This window comes from Stenotrophomonas sp. AN71 (genome assembly GCF_050435725.1).
Classification (GTDB): domain Bacteria; phylum Pseudomonadota; class Gammaproteobacteria; order Xanthomonadales; family Xanthomonadaceae; genus Stenotrophomonas.
The window spans coordinates 26,142-41,704 of sequence record NZ_JBNDKU010000013.1 but is presented as its reverse complement, the minus strand read 5'-3'; the positions used below and the strand labels follow the sequence as shown (position 1 = coordinate 41,704).

General features: G+C 65.3%; 18 protein-coding genes and 1 other RNA gene. 11 read left to right on the top strand and 8 right to left on the bottom strand.

The features are described from left to right. Window positions 1–31: 31 nt before the first annotated feature. Both ABH900_RS17575 and ABH900_RS17570 read left to right on the top strand, forming a co-directional pair. Window positions 32–379: a hypothetical protein gene (locus tag ABH900_RS17575; protein WP_429624417.1), complete on the top strand. Its 348-nt coding sequence runs from the start codon at window positions 32–34 to the stop codon at window positions 377–379. Beyond that, complete coding sequence (locus ABH900_RS17570) at window positions 379–1,116, top strand: hypothetical protein (protein WP_134832373.1); 738 nt, start codon at window positions 379–381, stop codon at window positions 1,114–1,116. Before ABH900_RS17575 ends, ABH900_RS17570 begins: the two co-directional genes overlap by 1 nt. A 72-nt stretch (window positions 1,117–1,188) precedes the next feature. Here ABH900_RS17570 and ABH900_RS17565 read toward each other — a convergent pair whose 3' ends face one another. Both ABH900_RS17565 and ABH900_RS17560 read right to left on the bottom strand, forming a co-directional pair. Beyond that, complete coding sequence (locus ABH900_RS17565) at window positions 1,189–2,949, bottom strand: hypothetical protein (protein WP_134832374.1); 1,761 nt, start codon at window positions 2,947–2,949, stop codon at window positions 1,189–1,191. 147 nt (window positions 2,950–3,096) lie between these two features. Then, complete coding sequence (locus ABH900_RS17560) at window positions 3,097–3,762, bottom strand: SOS response-associated peptidase (RefSeq protein ID WP_429624416.1); 666 nt, start codon at window positions 3,760–3,762, stop codon at window positions 3,097–3,099. Window positions 3,763–3,962: 200 nt separating this feature from the next. On the opposite strand from ABH900_RS17560, the gene ABH900_RS17555 reads away from it, so the two are divergent. Together ABH900_RS17555 and ABH900_RS17550 are read left to right on the top strand one after the other, a co-directional pair. Further along, a complete protein-coding gene (locus ABH900_RS17555) occupies window positions 3,963–4,136 on the top strand; it encodes a hypothetical protein (protein WP_429624415.1) in 174 nt (57 codons plus the stop codon). A gap of 181 nt (window positions 4,137–4,317) precedes the next feature. Continuing rightward, window positions 4,318–4,827 carry a hypothetical protein gene (locus ABH900_RS17550; protein WP_429624414.1) on the top strand — a complete coding sequence of 170 codons (510 nt, stop codon included), beginning with the start codon at window positions 4,318–4,320 and terminating at the stop codon, window positions 4,825–4,827. 3 nt (window positions 4,828–4,830) lie between these two features. Here the strand turns inward: ABH900_RS17550 and ABH900_RS17545 are convergent, their stop codons facing one another. Together ABH900_RS17545 and ssrA are read right to left on the bottom strand one after the other, a co-directional pair. Further along, window positions 4,831–6,039 (bottom strand): tyrosine-type recombinase/integrase, encoded by a 1,209-nt coding sequence (locus ABH900_RS17545; protein ID WP_429624413.1) that lies wholly within the window; start codon window positions 6,037–6,039, stop codon window positions 4,831–4,833. A 156-nt stretch (window positions 6,040–6,195) separates the two neighbouring features. Continuing rightward, window positions 6,196–6,588, bottom strand: a transfer-messenger RNA (tmRNA) gene (gene ssrA, locus ABH900_RS17540). A gap of 284 nt (window positions 6,589–6,872) precedes the next feature. Between ssrA and ABH900_RS17535 the strand changes: the two genes are divergently transcribed. From ABH900_RS17535 to ABH900_RS17525, 3 genes are all read left to right on the top strand, one after another. Further along, window positions 6,873–7,169: a hypothetical protein gene (locus ABH900_RS17535; RefSeq protein ID WP_429624412.1), complete on the top strand. Its 297-nt coding sequence runs from the start codon at window positions 6,873–6,875 to the stop codon at window positions 7,167–7,169. A 77-nt stretch (window positions 7,170–7,246) separates the two neighbouring features. After that, window positions 7,247–8,377 carry a hypothetical protein gene (locus ABH900_RS17530; RefSeq protein ID WP_429624411.1) on the top strand — a complete coding sequence of 377 codons (1,131 nt, stop codon included), beginning with the start codon at window positions 7,247–7,249 and terminating at the stop codon, window positions 8,375–8,377. A gap of 152 nt (window positions 8,378–8,529) precedes the next feature. Continuing rightward, window positions 8,530–9,102: a hypothetical protein gene (locus tag ABH900_RS17525; RefSeq protein ID WP_429624410.1), complete on the top strand. Its 573-nt coding sequence runs from the start codon at window positions 8,530–8,532 to the stop codon at window positions 9,100–9,102. Window positions 9,103–9,193: 91 nt separating this feature from the next. Here ABH900_RS17525 and smpB read toward each other — a convergent pair whose 3' ends face one another. Next, a complete protein-coding gene (gene smpB / locus ABH900_RS17520; protein ID WP_429624409.1) occupies window positions 9,194–9,697 on the bottom strand; it encodes an SsrA-binding protein SmpB in 504 nt (167 codons plus the stop codon). A gap of 57 nt (window positions 9,698–9,754) precedes the next feature. On the opposite strand from smpB, the gene ABH900_RS17515 reads away from it, so the two are divergent. Together ABH900_RS17515 and ABH900_RS17510 are read left to right on the top strand one after the other, a co-directional pair. Further along, the gene (locus ABH900_RS17515; protein WP_429624408.1) at window positions 9,755–10,180 is read left to right on the top strand and encodes a type II toxin-antitoxin system RatA family toxin; all 426 of its coding nucleotides are present in this window, start codon (window positions 9,755–9,757) and stop codon (window positions 10,178–10,180) included. Between the two features lie 3 nt (window positions 10,181–10,183). After that, complete coding sequence (locus tag ABH900_RS17510) at window positions 10,184–10,441, top strand: RnfH family protein (protein WP_429624407.1); 258 nt, start codon at window positions 10,184–10,186, stop codon at window positions 10,439–10,441. Window positions 10,442–10,476: 35 nt separating this feature from the next. Here ABH900_RS17510 and ABH900_RS17505 read toward each other — a convergent pair whose 3' ends face one another. After that, a complete protein-coding gene (locus ABH900_RS17505) occupies window positions 10,477–10,869 on the bottom strand; it encodes an outer membrane protein assembly factor BamE (protein ID WP_429624406.1) in 393 nt (130 codons plus the stop codon). A gap of 103 nt (window positions 10,870–10,972) precedes the next feature. On the opposite strand from ABH900_RS17505, the gene fur reads away from it, so the two are divergent. Next, a complete protein-coding gene (gene fur / locus ABH900_RS17500) occupies window positions 10,973–11,380 on the top strand; it encodes a ferric iron uptake transcriptional regulator (protein WP_429624405.1) in 408 nt (135 codons plus the stop codon). A 64-nt stretch (window positions 11,381–11,444) separates the two neighbouring features. Here the strand turns inward: fur and ABH900_RS17495 are convergent, their stop codons facing one another. Continuing rightward, window positions 11,445–12,728, bottom strand: coding sequence for an SGNH/GDSL hydrolase family protein (locus tag ABH900_RS17495; RefSeq protein ID WP_429624404.1), 1,284 nt, complete (start codon window positions 12,726–12,728; stop codon window positions 11,445–11,447). Between the two features lie 98 nt (window positions 12,729–12,826). Here ABH900_RS17495 and ABH900_RS17490 point away from each other — a divergent pair, with 98 nt between their 5' ends. Further along, window positions 12,827–13,744, top strand: a complete 918-nt coding sequence (locus ABH900_RS17490; protein WP_429624403.1) for a LysR family transcriptional regulator — start codon at window positions 12,827–12,829, stop codon at window positions 13,742–13,744. 131 nt (window positions 13,745–13,875) lie between these two features. Here the strand turns inward: ABH900_RS17490 and recN are convergent, their stop codons facing one another. Next, entirely contained in the window at window positions 13,876–15,537 is a 1,662-nt protein-coding gene (recN, locus tag ABH900_RS17485; protein WP_429624402.1) for a DNA repair protein RecN, read from the bottom strand. Between the last annotated feature and the right edge of the window lie 26 nt (window positions 15,538–15,563).

Below are 15,563 nucleotides of genomic sequence, written 5' to 3'. Positions count from 1 at the left end.
GGGTCTGCGGGTTCGGAGCGAGAGCGGGTACGTGGAGACCACGGTCACCACGCGGCTGACCAAGATCATCGGGTCGTACACGTTTCCGCTCTACAACCCGGTCAACTCCAACAACAAGTGGATCGCGCCGCCCGAGGCAAACGGGGGGCTCATCGTCAATGACTTTTCAGGCGGTGAGCCCTTTTACTACTTCACCTGCGAGGGCCAACGATCTGTATACGGGATGCTGGTCCCTTCGGTAACCATCTCGGGAAACAGCATCAATTGGAGCTGGGACCCTGACGTGGTGAACTTCCACGTCAGGATGGAGATGTTTCCGAGCAAGCCCACGACGGACACGGTCGGCGGCATCACCATTCATTACGGGATCTACAGCTGATGGCCGTCGGATTACGCGTGCGAAACCAGGGAACCGGGCAGATCCAGATCGGTCTCGGCTATCGAAACCTGCAGCTGGCCAAGTCCGGGACGTTGAACACTGGATCCTTCTCCGGTGGCGGGACCGGCGGCACGCCGCCGTTTGCCTCATGGTCGCCGAGCGGGGTCTTGGCTTCAACGAACGGAACAACGAACCTCCATGTCTGCCGCTACATCAACGACAGCGTGGCAACTACGACGGGATTCACTCTGGTTCAGACCGGTGTGACGTGCTTCGTCTACGCTTCCAGCCAAGCGCCGAACAAGACGCTGGAGTACTACACGTTCAATGCCAACGAGCGTGCGGCCAGTGGACCGGTTGGTGTGCGCATGCGTGGCGAAGACGGCACGGTCTTCTACGATTCAAGGCGCAAGGGCCTGCGGGTACTCCAAGTGGTGGCGCTGCCAACAGTCCCTGGGCCTCCCGTAGAGATCGGCCAGTTCTTCCCAGGGACGAAGATAGGCATTGCCATTCCGTCACCGCGCTTCTACTACTTCGCGCAATCGCAGGATCGGTGCACCATGAATGCCGATTACTTCCACATGACCAGTGATAATCGGATCTTCCTATCCCGGCTGCAGGTGACTCAACAGACCCTGATCACCAACACCTTCCCGGTGGGCGGCGTGACGATGGGGCCGCAGAACGCCACGATCTTCATCGTGGACCTAACCGAGGTTCCGCTGGGGTTCGGGTGACGGCGGATCGCTTGGCGTGAGCAAAAGCATGATGGAAGCGCCGGGTTGCCAATGCAGGTCACCCAGCTTCACCTAGCATGTTGACGATTCGTGGTGACGGTCGCATCTGATCGCAAGCACTATTGGTGCGGCAGTGAGCAGTAGACCAGTTGCGCAGTAGATCGCAATCATTGCGTAGTTGGGCGGGCCAAGCACGTAGTGGGGGTCGGCGTTGACTGCTGCTGCCTTCCATACCCAAGCGGTCCAGAAGGAAGCGGCTAGGCCAATCGTCATTGCAACTGACAGGATGCGGTGAGGTGCAAGGGCGAGAGGGCCAATCACCGCCCATGCGAAGTAGAGAGACATGGGGGCGCAGACCAGCCAGGCCTGACTACCCGGATTTCCGCCGAACTCGATCAGGATGAATGCGACGGAAGAAGCCCCGACCATCGTCGCTAGCGGGCGAAGCCATGCCGGTCTCGAACTCCGGTTGAACAGCGCAAGCAGGCCTAGCAGGGCGATCATCGGGGCGGTTCCAACAAACAGGAATTGATTGCGCCGGATCTCCGCCGCAGGATCATCTACCCAAGCCTGGGCTGGCTTGGTCGTTCCATCGATGTCGAGGCGTGTCGTCCCCAAGAGGATTTTCAGGTTGTCCAGCTTCGCCTGCGCCACCCCGGAGAGTCCTAGCTTTGCGTAGTTGTTCCTGATCGTCGAAAGCAGGCTGTCCTGGGTGATCTCAACCTGGCCGGCCAGATGCCACTTGGGGAGTCGGTCAGCTGGAGGGGCAAAGTGCTTTTGGAACAAGAGCCATGGAAGGAACAGGACGATCCCGACAGCAAACGCAGTGGTCAAAGGAGCGATGCGGAGTCGGCTTCGGGTGATCGCGACTGCGGCCACGCCTACTATCCAGAAAATGACGCCGCCGTGGGCAAGCAGCCCTAGAGCAGCGAGAGCCCCCATAAGCCCCATGTCGCGGACTGGGGCGTCGTTCCTGCGTACGGCGATGGCAGCCAAACCCAACCCGAATGCGCCGGCCAAGAGCTTGGGCCACACGTAAACGCCATTTACGAACGTTGAGCCGATCATTGCCACGGACGCCGTGGCAATGAATGCATGCCGGCGTGTGACGTTCAACGATCCAAGCAGAGCCCAGAGGCCGAAGACCCAAATAGAATTTGCGGCAATGCCAGCTACCAATCCGAGCAATTCTCTATTTGCAGTGTCCCCAGCCGAGTAGACGGGAAGGATCATTCCGGTCTGCAACGGGGGACGGTCGCTTGTGAGCCAGTCGCCAGTGGTGAAACCTCTGAGATGATCGCGCCCGGCTTGGATCTGATCGGCAGCAAACTGGGGAAGTTTGTTGTCAACCTGTGCCCAGTAGCGTGCGGCAACCATTCCTTGCGCATCGTCTGAAATTCCATGATCGGCGGCGATGGCGAAATAGAAGATCGCAATGGTGAGGGAGAGCGCCGCAGGGACGATGGCTGATCGAGGTAGGCCGCGAAGGATAACGACAGCGATGCTCAGGACGATTACAGCTATGCCGAGATACCACCCAAGAGCTGGATGGGTAAACCATGCCCAGAAGTTCAGCATGCCGACGGTGCCTGATCCGACGAGCACAGTCACGCTGCTTCCCCAACTCTTGGTTTTGCTGATGCTGGCCAGCGCAATGCCTGGTAGAACCATTGAGGCCCATGCCGCCACCAGGGCGCATAGGCCTGCAAGCGGGGCGTGTGCCATTTCGATTGGGTGCTGCAGAGCTTGCACGCCCAGGAGTGCGACAGCGGCGATGCTCACTATGGTGATCGTCGTGGCTCGTCTGGAGGCATGGCATTTGTTGTGGTTCATCGCGTCGTCCGTGGCCTGCGCACTTTCGATTTTGGCAGAAGGCGCCCCTCTGCGGGGCCGTTCGCCTTAGCATCGGCGACCAGCTGCAATGGGGGCGTTGCGCGATCGCCTGACCTGGTAGCTCGAGCCTGCCTCGAGCTTGCTGCTTCAGCCAACTTGGGCGAGCAGCTCCTGGCGGTTGTTCCGCGGCGTGTTCACCGCGCGGCTGACCCGGTAGGCCTCCATGGCAGGCGGCTCACTGGCCAGCAGCATCGCCATGGCGTCGTCTGGGCTGGCGGCCATCCATTCGTCGAGCTGGTCGGCCTGCAGCCACACCGGCATGCGGTCGTGAATGTCGGCCGAGACGCCGCTGCTGTCGCCGGTGATGATGGTGAAGGTGCCGAGGTTGCCGTCGGAAAGGAGAGGGCTGGTGTCCTCCCACAGGCCGGCGGCCAGCAGCGGCCCGGTGGCGTGGATGAACCACGGGTCCTTCTTCTCATCGATCGGGCTCACCGACCACTCGTAGTAGCCGGCCATGGGGATCACGCACCGGCGCTTCTTGAACGCAGACCGGAATGCCGGTTTGGTGGCCACCGTCTCGATCCGGGCGTTGATGGTCGAGCCCTGCAGGCCCTTGGCCTTCGCCCAGAACGGCAGCAGGCCCCACGCCAGCCGGGTGACCTGCCGGCCTTCGCCGCGGTCCAGGATCACCGACGCCCGCTGCGTGGGTGCCAGATTGAAGCTGGGCTGGATCTCGGCCAGGCCGGGGGCAAGGTCAGCCAGGCCCGGCTGGCCAAAGTCGACAACGGGGAGCTGGACAAATCGGCCGCACATGGCCGAAGCGTAGCCCGGCTTGTCGTGCTCAAGGCGTGTATAGCCTCCGGCGCGGGCGTTACGGTCTCGTCCTGTGCGCCTAACACTGTTGGTATGGTGTCGTTACAAGTAATTGAAAAATATAAATAAAACATCCACTTTTCGTTGACTCGCGAGACCGCTAGGTCTACGTTCTGGGCTCCCAACAACGGAGCATTCAGATGATCGAGAAGTTCGAAATCCACAGTTGCGAAATCGCTGACGAGTTCATGGCAAGCATGGTCGCTAACGGCGGCCGGCTGGCAGATGCCAGTTTTCACGCTGCTGACAAGATCCATGACCCTCACGTCCGCGACTACTTCTTGGACCGGGCGCGACATTTGCTGCAGGCCTGAGTCGCGTCAGCGCTGAAGGATGCCGGATAGAGCTGGGCCAAGGCTCGGCTCCGCGAATCGGGCAAATTGACGATTTCGTCAAATCGGCGATGCAACGCTTAACAACTCCTTCGCCGAACGATTCAGTCAGATCGACGCCGCGTTCGCAGAATCTGCGACAGCCGGCCGTATCCTTCCGGCCATGCTTCCCATGCACGGCTATCAAGGTTTCCGCACCGCACCGCCACCCTCCGGCTGGGTCCAGCTGAGGGACATATGGGTGCTGTGGTGGAGTGGCCGGCAGATCGCCCAGGTTTCGCCGGCGAAGGAGCGCGGGGTGCGTGTGCACCTCGATGCCAGGAAGATGTGGCAGACCAAGGATGTGTGGGCGGCGAGCGTCGACCAGGGCAAGCGCTACGCCGAGCGGTGGTGCGCGGCCAGGCTCTACCCAGAGATGCGGCTGCGAGCCGCTGTGGCTCGGATGGTGGACGGCTCCCCGGGTGAACCTCTACCGCCGCTACCCGGCCTGCCGCCGACACCCGAACAGCTGCAGCAGGCCCGGCGTCTGGCCGAGGCGGGGGCGAAGGAGCTGGAGCGAGTCAAGGAAGCGCTCGAGCCAATCCGTCCGCCGTCGGCGACGAAGCCCAGGGCGAAGGACCCGCAGAAGACGCGGGTAAGGGCAGCGCTGCGGGATCTACGGCGCGGGGTGTAAGCGTCAGGCTACCCGCAACTGCACGACGTTTCCGGCGCGGAGCCGGTCCAGATAGTCGGCCCATTCCTGCATCATCCGGATGCGCTCATCCAGGTGCGTTGTGCGGTTGTACGCTCGGCCGTTCAGATCCTTCACTTCATGGGCCAGCTGGTGCTCGATGATGTCGGGGCGGAACTTTAGGACCTCGTCCAAGATGGTGCGCGCCGTGGCGCGGAAACCGTGTCCGGTCACCGTGCCCGACTCGAATCCCATCCTGCGCAGAGCAGCAGTCACTGCGTTCTCTGACATGGGCCGTGCTTTGGAACGAGCTGAGGGGAAGACGTAGCGCCCCCGCCCCGTAAGCGGCTTGATCTCCTCGAGGATCGCCAGAGCCTGGGCCGACAGCGGCACTATGTGTGGCCGGCGCATCTTCATCCGCCCCTTCGGGATCGTCCACAACCGTTCTTCGAGGTCGAATTCCGTCCACTCGGCCTGCCGCAGCTCGCCAGGACGCAGAAACAGCATTGGAGCGAGGCGGAGGGCCATCCGAACCGTCAGCGTGCCGGAGTACCCATACATGGCGCGCAGCAGAGGCGCCAGTTCGACGGGCTCGGTGACTGCGGCGTAGTGATTCTCTGGCGCGGGGGTAAGAGCGCCGCGCAGGTCAGCAACCGGGTCGCGCTTGGCCCTGCCGGTGGCGATGGCGTATCGCATCACCTGGCTGCAGTTCTGCATGATTCGGTGCGCCGATTCGATGGCGCCGCGGGCCTCAATGCGCCTGGCGACCGACAGGAAATCAGTCGCTTCCAACTCGGCCGCTGGTCGGCTCCCGACCCACGGAAACACGTCATTGGCGAACCACGCTTCGACCTTGATGCGGTACTTCGGCACCCAGTCGCGCTTGGCCAGCCATTCACGCGCAATGACCTCGAACGTGTTGGCTCCCAGTTCCGCCCGAGCCACGGCTGCCGCCTTCTTGTGCTCGCCCGGATCTACCCCGCGCGCCAGCAGCTGCCGAGCGTCGTCCCGGCGCTGCCGGGCAAGAGCCAAGGTCACGTCTGGGTAGACGCCCAATGCGAGCCGCTTCTCCTTTCCGTCAAAGCGATACTTCAGCCGCCACCAGCGGCTGTCCTTGGGCGAGATCTCCAGATACAGACCCCCGCCGTCGAAGATCTTCTGGGTGCGGTCAGTTGCTTTGGCCTTGCGAATGGCCAGGTCGGTCAGTGGGGGCATGTGTCTGTCAGGTCTGGGCGGATGCCCCAAAATATGCCCCCACGGTCTCACGGCCTGCAACGAACTGACGCGAACGAGGCCGGAAAGAAAAAAAGCCCGGAAACCCTTGCTGCTTGTGGGTTTCCGGGCTTCTCCGGTTCTTGACGAACCGCTCATTGGTGGAGGTGGGCGGAATTGAACCGCCGTCCGAAGGCACTCCATCCCCAGCACTACATGCTTAGCTCACCGTTGAATCTCATCCCCGAACAGCACGGCGTGCAAAGCGCATCCGGGGACCAGCCTGTTGTGTTCTAGTGCCGGACTGACAGGCAGCCGCCCAGCGCGATTCCATGATAATGACTCTACGCTGCGAGCATGGACACAAGCAGTTTCGAGGCTCCGCCTAAGTCGGCAGAAGGTCACGCACCGCAGTTTTTAGGCTGCGAGAGCGACCGGAGCGTAGTTGTCGTCGTTGGCAACTAGAGTTTTGCAGCTGGATTTACGAGGAAAGCTACCCCCTCGGCATGCGCCAGGCGACTTCACAACCCCCGTCGAAACCAATGCACCCCCGGTTTCTACAGTGCTGCAAGGTACAAGGCCGATTCCGTGTCGCCACGGGCAGGGCCTGCCTAACGATGCGGATGTTACGGCAATCTTCCTGAACAGTCACGCATGGGAGTGGTGTGGCCGCTTTCAGCGGGCTTCGAACGTTGGTGTGGCCCTCAGCCAGTTCCCCTGCCGGGGTACTGCCATGGATCTGCCGCCGTTGAAGTAGGATCGGAGCCGCCCCCTGATGAGCATGCGCAGCATCCACGCCTTGAGGGGCGAGTGGAACGACCAGGAGAAGGACGATCGTGTTGAAGTCTGCAGGTGCGGGAATTCTGTTGCTGACGGGCGCGGCCCTGGCTGCGGGTGATGCCGGCGCACGGGTGGTCCGCTGTGAGACCTGTCTAACCGACAGCGATTATCGAGACGTCGCCGTTCGCCTTGGACCGGGAACCCACCTTGTGTACAACGTAACGGCCAACCAGATTCAACAGTATTACGTCGGGCGGGATGCAGATGACGACGGCGACGAAGCGAACAGCGCTGGTGCAGAGGGGCCGGTGATGGAGCGCCCGGTCTCCCGGCCAGCGTCGCAGAAGGACTGAGCTGCAACGCCCTGCGCCAGACGTGCTGCTGCCGCGCCGGCCCCTGTCGCTTGGCACGTTGTCCTGCCCCAGGCGGCATGCTCGAATCTGCCAACGTTTCCCTCTGGACCGCCATGGTCATCTCTGTCAGCCCGCGCAGCCTGGGATCACGATGTGCGGCCGTGTGGATTGCGGCGGCGTTGACGCTGTTGGCCGGCCCAGTCCAGGCGGCGGAAACCCCGCCTCCGCTGGAGGTGGGCTACAGCCCGGCCCTGGACCTGTTCAATCTGCTCGACAATCTGCCCGATTGGCTGCCCGGATATACCGCTTCGGTGTATCAACAGGCCTGGCAGCGCCGCTTCGGCCTGGATGATGAGGATCGCGCGTTGCTGGCCGGCTACGCGGCCTTCCGCCAACGGACGTCGCCGCTCGCGCGGGACCCGGTGGGTGAGGCGCCTCCCGCCGACCGCTTGCTGGCGGGCCCCGACACCCGCAGTGGCGACCCCTATTCGCGCCACTTCCTGAAGGCAGCGTCGTTTGCCGAGGGCGTCGAGGCGGCGCTTGCCGGGCAGAGCCGCAAGGACCGGGCACTGCTGCGGCAGTACTACGCCCATTTCGTGCCGCGCGCACAACAACTGCTGGCGGTGCGGAAGCCCTTCAGCAGGCAGCAGCATGGACTTGCGCGCCAGTTGGCAGCGCCTGCGGTAACCAGATTCGCCGAGGAGATGAAGGCGTTCTTCAAGGTGGATGATCCGGCCGCGTTCCGCGTCCGCTTCATCTGGTGGCCCGATGCGCAACGTACCCAGGCAAAGCTCCGTGGCGGCTACATCCTGCTGTTTTCGACATTCGAGACCGACGACGACTGGGCGCCGATCGTGATGCACGAATACAGTCACTTCCTCTCTGCAGGGCAAGCGCCGAAGCAGAAGCAGGGCGTAGCTGAGGCGTTTGCGGCGTTGTGTCCCGGCGCGATGGCGTTGCCGAATCCACTCAATGCGCTGGAAGAACCGTTGGCGATCTACTGGGGGCAGTACCGTTTCCAGCAGCAGGTACGCGGGGAGGCGTTGCCGCTGGAGGCTGCCTGGTACATCCAGCCGCGGGCCGATCACGCAGCCAAAGCGCTTGCGGCGGCCTTTCCGGCAACCGGCCCTGCGCCGCGCCTGGAGGCGGGTCCGCTGCTGGAGGCTCTGGCGTCGACCTGTGCTGAGTCCGACCCGGTCAGGAAGTGAGGGGCAGGCGGTGGGGTGCCCGCATTTGTCGGCTGCGGCAGTCTGCAACGGGGTGTAGAGCCGGTGTCATAGCGGATTGGTAACGTCATGGGCACGAATTTGCGACACACTGGCGACGACCATCCGAGCCAGCAAAGACACGGAGACTGTGGGTGACCGAGGCAAGCCAACAACGCAGCCTGCGACAGCTGGTCGGGCCCGTCGGGGCCGACTACCAGCGGCGGGCGTTGCCTCCCGGTTGGGTATGGGCGGTGCTGGGCGTGCTGTTGGCGGCCACGTGGCTGACCGAGTTGCCGGCTACGGCGGCTGCGGCCCTGGTCGCCAGCGCGGTGGTGGTGCATTGGCCACAGCGCGGTCGTACCCACTGGCTGGGCTGGCGCTTGCCTGCCTTGGCGGTGATGGCGGCCCTGCTTTGGGGTCCGGAGGTGCTTTCGCAGTGGTTCGAGCACGGCCTGGCGGTGGTGCTGATGTCGCTGGCCAGTCTCAGTATTGGTGTGCATGTCTGGCAGTCGCGTCAGCTGGCCCGCCAGTTGCAGGGCGCGGCCGACGCGCTGGACGACACCCAGCTGCTGGCGCTGCTGCCGGCCGATGCGGCCCAGCTTGCGCTGCAGTGGCGCACCGGCGATGACCGCCACGCGCCGGAGTTGGCGGTGGTGATGCATCTGGCGGTGATGCACGCCGCATTGGCGCCGCGGATGCGCGGGCAGGGCATGCTGGCCGGGTGACCGGCGTTCTATAGGGCCGAGCCATGCTTGGCTGCATTCAACCCCAGCCGCCGAGCATGGCTCGGCGCTACGTCAGGGTGTGTGGCCGCGCTTATGCGTCGCGGTTGCCGCGACGCATCACACGCTGTTTCTCGATGGCCCAGTCGCGGTCCTTGGCGGCATCGCGCTTGTCGTGGGTCTGCTTGCCCTTGGCCAGTGCGACTTCGAGCTTGATCTTGTTCTTGCTCCAGTACATCGCGGTGGGCACGATCGTGTAGCCGTCGCGCTCGACCTTGCCGACCAGCTTGTCGATCTCGCTCCGGTGCAGCAGCAGTTTGCGTTCACGACGGTCGTTGGCCACCACGTGGGTGGAGGCCTGGATCAGCGGAGTGATCTGCGCACCGATCAGGAAGATCTCGCCATCCTTCACGTAGGCGTAGGCATCGACGATGTTGCCGCGGCCAGCGCGGATCGACTTCACCTCCCAACCCTGCAGGGCCAGGCCGGCCTCGAAGCGATCTTCGATGTGGTACTCGTGGCGGGCACGCTTGTTCAGCGCGATGGTTTTGTTGGCCGTCGCGCTCTTTGCTTTATCCTTGACGCTGTTCTTGCTCATTTCCGTATTGTCTCCGATTCGGGCCCGCCCGGTCGATTGCCGAAACGTCCTGTATACATGCCTACTATCCGCCGCAGCGCCCTGGTCGAACATTCGGCCGCGCGCATGTTCGACCTGGTCAACGATGTCCAGGCCTACCCGCGCCGTTTCCGCTGGTGCTCGGCTGCCCAGATCCTGGAGCAGGGCGAGGACCGCCTGGTCGCGCGCCTGGACCTGGGCCTGGGGTCGTTCAGCACCTGGTTCCAGACCGAAAACACCCTGCAGCGCCCGCACAGCATTGACATGCAGCTGCGTGAGGGCCCGTTCAAGCAGCTGCACGGCCGCTGGGATTTCCATGCACTGGCCGAAGACGCCTGCAAGGTCACCCTGACCCTGGAGTTCGAACCCAGCTCGCGCCTGCTCGGCCCTGCCTTGGCGATCGGCTTCCAGGGGCTGGCTGATCGCATGGTCAACGATTTCGTCCGCGTCGCCGACGAGGACTGAGCGATGATCGAGGTCGAGGTGCTGCTGGCCTGGCCGCAGCGGCTGCTGTCGCGCCGCGTGCAGCTGGAAGAAGGGGCAACCGTGGCCGATGCCATCGCCGCTGCCGCGCTGGAGGGGAGCGCCGACTGCCCGGCGGTGGCCGTGCATGGTCTTCTGGCGCGCCCGCAGCAGGCACTGCTGGATGGCGACCGCATCGAGCTGCTACGCCCGCTGCTGGCCGATCCGAAGGACAACCGCCGGCGTCGCGCGCACGGCGGTTGATTCCCGCAGCCCGTCCCGCTGGACGGGCAGGGGTCTCAGCGGCCCTTCTTCTTCTTGTCCTTCGGCAGGTTGCGGCCGAACTGCCGCACCGTCTGTCCGGCCAGCGCCTTGTCGTTGCCCGGGAAGTAGTCGCCTTCCCAGCGGGTCACGGCGTCGTTCTCGAAGAACACCACGAAGTTCTTGACCTCGGTACGGCCCAGTCGGTTCACGCGCTGGCTGGCGGTGTAGTCCCAGCGCTGGGCGTGGAACGGGTCCGGCACCGACGGGGTGCCCAGCAGCGCGGTGACCTGCTGCTTGCTTTGCCCGACCTGCAGCTTGGCCACGGCATCTTCCCGGATCAGGTTGCCCTGATAGATGGGTTGCTTGTAGATGATGCCGCACCCGGTGGTGGACAGAGCGACGGCGGCGACCAACAAAAGATTGCGCATCGGGAAGGGCAGTTGGGGAAATCGAACCGATGATACACTCCCGGCGTGCCACCGCGACCCAATCCGAGGCAGCTGGCGCTAAATCGCCAATGAACGGAGACCTATGGAAACCCACGACCTGCGAAAAGTCGGCCTGAAGGTGACCCATCCGCGGATGCGGATCCTCGCGCTGCTCGAACAGCGCACCCCTCAGCACCACATGACCGCCGAAGACATCTACCGCCAGCTGCTGGAGCATGGCGACGAGATCGGCCTGGCGACGGTCTACCGGGTGCTGACCCAGTTCGAGGCCGCTGGCCTCGTGCTCAAGCACAATTTCGAAGGCGGCCAGGCCGTCTATGAGCTGGACCGCGGCGGCCACCACGACCACATGGTCGATGTGGACAGCGGCAAGATCATCGAATTTGAAAGCACCGAGATCGAAGAGCTGCAGCGCAAGATCGCGGCCGAACACGGCTACGAGCTGGAAGAGCACTCGCTGGTGCTGTACGTGCGCAAGAAGCGCAAGTAAGCCGTTCCGGCCTGCCGGATGCGACAAAACCCCGGGCCTGCCCGGGGTTTTTCGTTTGGTGGGGTCAGAGCCGTTGCCCGGTGGGCAAGGGCTCTGACCCCGTCCGCCTCGGTAGATCCACGCCATGCGCGGATGGCCCCATCAGGACATCCAGATCCACCGCCTCGGCCATGGCCCGGTTTCCCGCATCCCCAGGATGCAGGTGGTCGCCGGAGTCGTAGGCGGCGGCCATCCGTGACGGAGCGGCAGGGTCGCGCAGGGTGGCGTCGAGATCGATCACCGCATCAAACGGGCCGTCGGTGCGCAGCCAGGCGTTGAGCTGCTGGCGCAGAGCGTCCTTGTCGGGCTGGTAGTAGTCGTCCAGGGGCGTGCCGGGCAGGGCGCCGGCGAATGGCGGCAGGGTGGCGCCGACGATCCGCACGCCACGGCGATGGGCCTGTCCGGCCAGCGCCCGATAACCCGCCTGCAGCTCGGCCAATGTGGGCCGAGGCTGCTCGCGGGCGAACGCGGTGCCGGGCCAGCTGATGTCGTTGATGCCGATCAGGACGATCACGCTGACCACACCCGGCAGCTCCAGCACGTCCCGGGGAAACCGGGCGAGGGCGGACTCGCCCATGCCATCGCGCAGCAGCCGGCCGCCGGAAATACCGGCGTTGACGACCGCCACGCCCCACGGGGCCAGTCGCGCGGCCAGGTGGTCGGTCCAGCGCTGGTCCTGGTCGAGGCTGGCGCTGGCGCCATCGGTGATTGAATCGCCGATCACCACCACGCTGCGCGTGCTGGCGGCGGCCTCGACTTCGATGCCGGTCAGGAACAGGCGGGCGGTGGTGCCGCTGGCCTCGCTCAGCTCGCGCGCCAGGCTCTGGTCGCCGGCAGCGATCCAGCTGGTCTGGCGGCCATCCCAATGGAAGGTCTGCAGCGGCACCGGCTGGGGGACGTAAATGCTGACCTGCAGCGCCTGCCGGTCAGCCGTCGCCAGCGCAAGCGGATCGCTCAGGCGCTCCTGGCCGGGCCCGATCAGCACGCCGGGCTGGCCGTCGAAGCGGAGCGGCTGCGGCGTTGCGCCCGTGTGCGCGGCCACGCTGGCCGCGCCGATCCACAGCGGATGCGTGCCGTAGGCATTGCTCAGCCGCACCCGCAGCCGGGGACCTCCCAGGCTGATGCGCGCGGTCTGGCGGAAGGTCTGATCCTGCAACGTGGTAGGAACCAAGGTGGGAAACAGGAAGTCCGCCGCCCAGACCGGTTGTGGGCTGGCCTGCCAGCTGGCCAGCCAATGCGGGACAGAGGCAGCGCTGGCGACCCCTGACAGCGCGAGCAGGGTGGAGGTGAGTTGGCGGAGGCGGTCCATCGGGCGATTCCGGGGGGAGGGAGTCGCCATGGTGATTCCGCCCTCATCTGTGAACTAGACTGCGCATGGATAATCATCTGTGAACTGGATTCATTGTCATGGCGCGCTCCGACATCAACCGATCCGGTGAACTGGAAGTATTCGTGCGGGTGATCGAGACGGGCGGGTTCTCCGCTGCTGCCCGCACGCTGGACATGACCCCGTCGGCGGTCAGCAAGCTGGTGGCACGCCTGGAGCAGCGGCTGGGCACGCGTCTGCTGCAGCGTTCCACCCGCCAGCTGCAGCTGACCCCGGAGGGCTGTGCGTTCTACGAGCGTGGCCTGCGCGTGCTGGCCGACCTGGACGAGGCCGAGCGCTGTGCCAGCGCCCATGCCGAGCCGCGTGGGCGGCTGCGGGTCAACTCGAACGTGCCGTTCGGCCAGCATTTCCTGTTGCCGCTACTGCCGATGTTCCTTGAGCGCAACCCGCAGGTGGGGGTGGACCTGACCCTGAACGACGAGGTGATCGATCTGCTGGAGCAGCGCACCGACGTGGCGGTGCGGGCCGGTCCGCTGAAGAGTTCCAGCCTGGTGGCGCGGCGGCTGGGCGCGACGCGGATGATGATCGTGGCCGCGCCGGCCTACGCGGTGCGGCATGGCCTGCCGCGCAACAGCGATGAGCTGCAGGCGCACAACCGGCTGGACATCGGCCATGCGCGGGCAATGCAGGGGTGGCCGCTGCTGCAGGACGGCCGTGAGCGCATGCTGCTGCCCAGCGGCAACGCCCGCGCCAGCAACGGTGATGCGCTGCGTCAGCTGGTGCTGGGCGGCCTGGGCCTGGCGCGGCTGGCGGCCTTCCAGGTGCAGGCGGACATCGCTGCGGGACGCCTGCTGCCGGTGCTGGAAGACGCCAACCCGGGTGACCTGGAGGAGGTGCACGCGGTGTTCCTGGGACAGGGGGGCTACCTGCCGCTGCGTGTGCGCGCGTTGCTGGATTTCCTGGTGGAGCACGTGGATCTGGCGCGGCCGCAGGGGTGAGACGGGTAGTGCCGGCCTGCTGCCGGCACTACCTGTAGATCCACGCCAAGCGTGGATAAATGATGTAGTAGATCCGCGCCATGCGTGGAGGAATGCCCGCGATTCGCGTGCGCCAGCAGGCGTGCAGAGGCCTACAGCTGCAGCAGCTTGCGGGCGGCGGCGCGTGCTTCCTTGCTCACTTCCACGCCACCCAGCATGCGTGCCAGTTCTTCTTCGCGGGACCTGTTGTCCAGCTTTTCCACCGCGCTCTGGGTCATGCCTTCCACCGGGGCCTTGCTGACCCGGTAGTGGGCGTGGCCCTTGGAGGCGACCTGCGGCAGGTGGGTCACGCACAGCACCTGGCGCTTCTCGCCAAGGGCGCGCAGCTTCTGGCCGACGATATCGGCCACCGCGCCGCCGATGCCAGAGTCGACTTCGTCGAACACCATGGTCGGCACTGCATCCAGGTCCAGCGCGGCCACTTCGATGGCCAGCGAGATGCGCGACAGTTCACCGCCGGAGGCGACCTTGCGCAGGGCGCGCGGCGGCTGGCCGGCGTTGGCCGCGACCAGGAACTCCACGCGTTCGGCGCCCTGAGGGTCGGGCTTGCCGCCGTCCTGCGGCTCCAGTTCGATCAGGAACTGGCCGCCGCCCATGCCCAGCTCGGCAATGATGCCGGTGGTGGTGGCCGACAGTTCGGCGGCGGCACTGCGGCGGCTGGCGGTCAGCACCTCGGCCTGCGCACGCCAGGCGGCCGCGGCCTTGTCGATTTCGCCGGCCAGGCGCTGCAGGCGCTCGTCGGCGCCACGCAACTGCTCCACTTCGGCATGCATGCGCTCACGCTGCGTGCCCAGCTCGCCCATTGGCACGCGATGCTTGCGGGCCAGGTCGTGCAGGCGGCCGAGGCGGCGCTCGTTCTCCTCGAACTGCTCCGGGTCGGCATCGAGGTCGTCGTGCACCCGATCCAGCAGCGACAGGGCCTCGTGCAGCTGGATCGCGGCGTTTTCGATCAGGCCATCCACCTCGCCCAGGCGCGGGTCGTGTTCGATCAGGCGCGACAGCTCGTGGCGCACCTGCTGCAGCAGGTCCAGCGCGGAACTGCCGTCGTCGCCGTTGAGCTGGTTGCTGGCCGCCTGGCAGGCACTCAGCAGGGCGCTGGCGTGGGCCTGCCGGCGATGGCTCGCCCCCAGTGCGGCAATCGATTCCGGCTCCAGTTCTTCGCGGTCGAGCTCGCGTAGCTGGTGCTCCAGGAAGCCGATCCGGTCACTGACGTCGCCCTGTTGCGACAGCGCCAGCGACTCGTCGACCAGCGCCTGCCAGGCGGCCGCAGCGCGGCGCACCTGGCGGCGTTCGCTTTCGTTGCCGGCGTAGGCGTCGAGCAGGGCCAGCTGCGACGGGCGGGTCAGCAGGGCCTGCTGTTCATGCTGGCCATGGATCTCCACCAGCAGCGACGCCAGGTCGGCCAGCTGCGCCAGGGTGACCGGGCGCCCATTGATCCACGCGCGCGAGCCGCCGTCGGCGCGGATCACGCGGCGCAACTGGCATTGCTCCTCGTCGTCCAGCTCGTTGTCGGCCAGCCACTGGCGCGCGGCCTGCAGCTGGTCCAGCGCGAACTCGGCGGAAAGCTCGGCGCGGGCGGCGCCGTGGCGGACCACGCCGCTGTCGGCGCGCAGGCCGGACAGGAAGCCCAGCGCGTCGACCATCAGCGACTTGCCGGCGCCGGTCTCGCCTGAAACCACGGTCATGCCGGGCCCGAACTCCAGTTCGGTGGCACGGACGACGGCGAAATCCTTGATCGAAAGGTGTCTGAGCATGGGTAATGGGTGGTCTGCAGCCGCGC

Coding starts and splice junctions, on each gene's coding strand:
- recN (WP_429624402.1), bottom strand. CDS start 15,537: ATGCTCAGACACCTTTCGATCAAGGATTTCGCCGTCGTCCGTGCCACC.
- ABH900_RS17495 (WP_429624404.1), bottom strand. CDS start 12,728: ATGGACCGCCTCCGCCAACTCACCTCCACCCTGCTCGCGCTGTCAGGG.
- ABH900_RS17550 (WP_429624414.1), top strand. CDS start 4,318: ATGCTTCCCATGCACGGCTATCAAGGTTTCCGCACCGCACCGCCACCC.
- ABH900_RS17515 (WP_429624408.1), top strand. CDS start 9,755: ATGCCTACTATCCGCCGCAGCGCCCTGGTCGAACATTCGGCCGCGCGC.
- ABH900_RS17565 (WP_134832374.1), bottom strand. CDS start 2,949: ATGAACCACAACAAATGCCATGCCTCCAGACGAGCCACGACGATCACC.
- fur (WP_429624405.1), top strand. CDS start 10,973: ATGGAAACCCACGACCTGCGAAAAGTCGGCCTGAAGGTGACCCATCCG.
- ABH900_RS17530 (WP_429624411.1), top strand. CDS start 7,247: ATGCTCGAATCTGCCAACGTTTCCCTCTGGACCGCCATGGTCATCTCT.
- ABH900_RS17560 (WP_429624416.1), bottom strand. CDS start 3,762: ATGTGCGGCCGATTTGTCCAGCTCCCCGTTGTCGACTTTGGCCAGCCG.
- ABH900_RS17570 (WP_134832373.1), top strand. CDS start 379: ATGGCCGTCGGATTACGCGTGCGAAACCAGGGAACCGGGCAGATCCAG.
- ABH900_RS17555 (WP_429624415.1), top strand. CDS start 3,963: ATGATCGAGAAGTTCGAAATCCACAGTTGCGAAATCGCTGACGAGTTC.
- ABH900_RS17545 (WP_429624413.1), bottom strand. CDS start 6,039: ATGCCCCCACTGACCGACCTGGCCATTCGCAAGGCCAAAGCAACTGAC.
- ABH900_RS17510 (WP_429624407.1), top strand. CDS start 10,184: ATGATCGAGGTCGAGGTGCTGCTGGCCTGGCCGCAGCGGCTGCTGTCG.
- smpB (WP_429624409.1), bottom strand. CDS start 9,697: ATGAGCAAGAACAGCGTCAAGGATAAAGCAAAGAGCGCGACGGCCAAC.
- ABH900_RS17490 (WP_429624403.1), top strand. CDS start 12,827: ATGGCGCGCTCCGACATCAACCGATCCGGTGAACTGGAAGTATTCGTG.
- ABH900_RS17505 (WP_429624406.1), bottom strand. CDS start 10,869: ATGCGCAATCTTTTGTTGGTCGCCGCCGTCGCTCTGTCCACCACCGGG.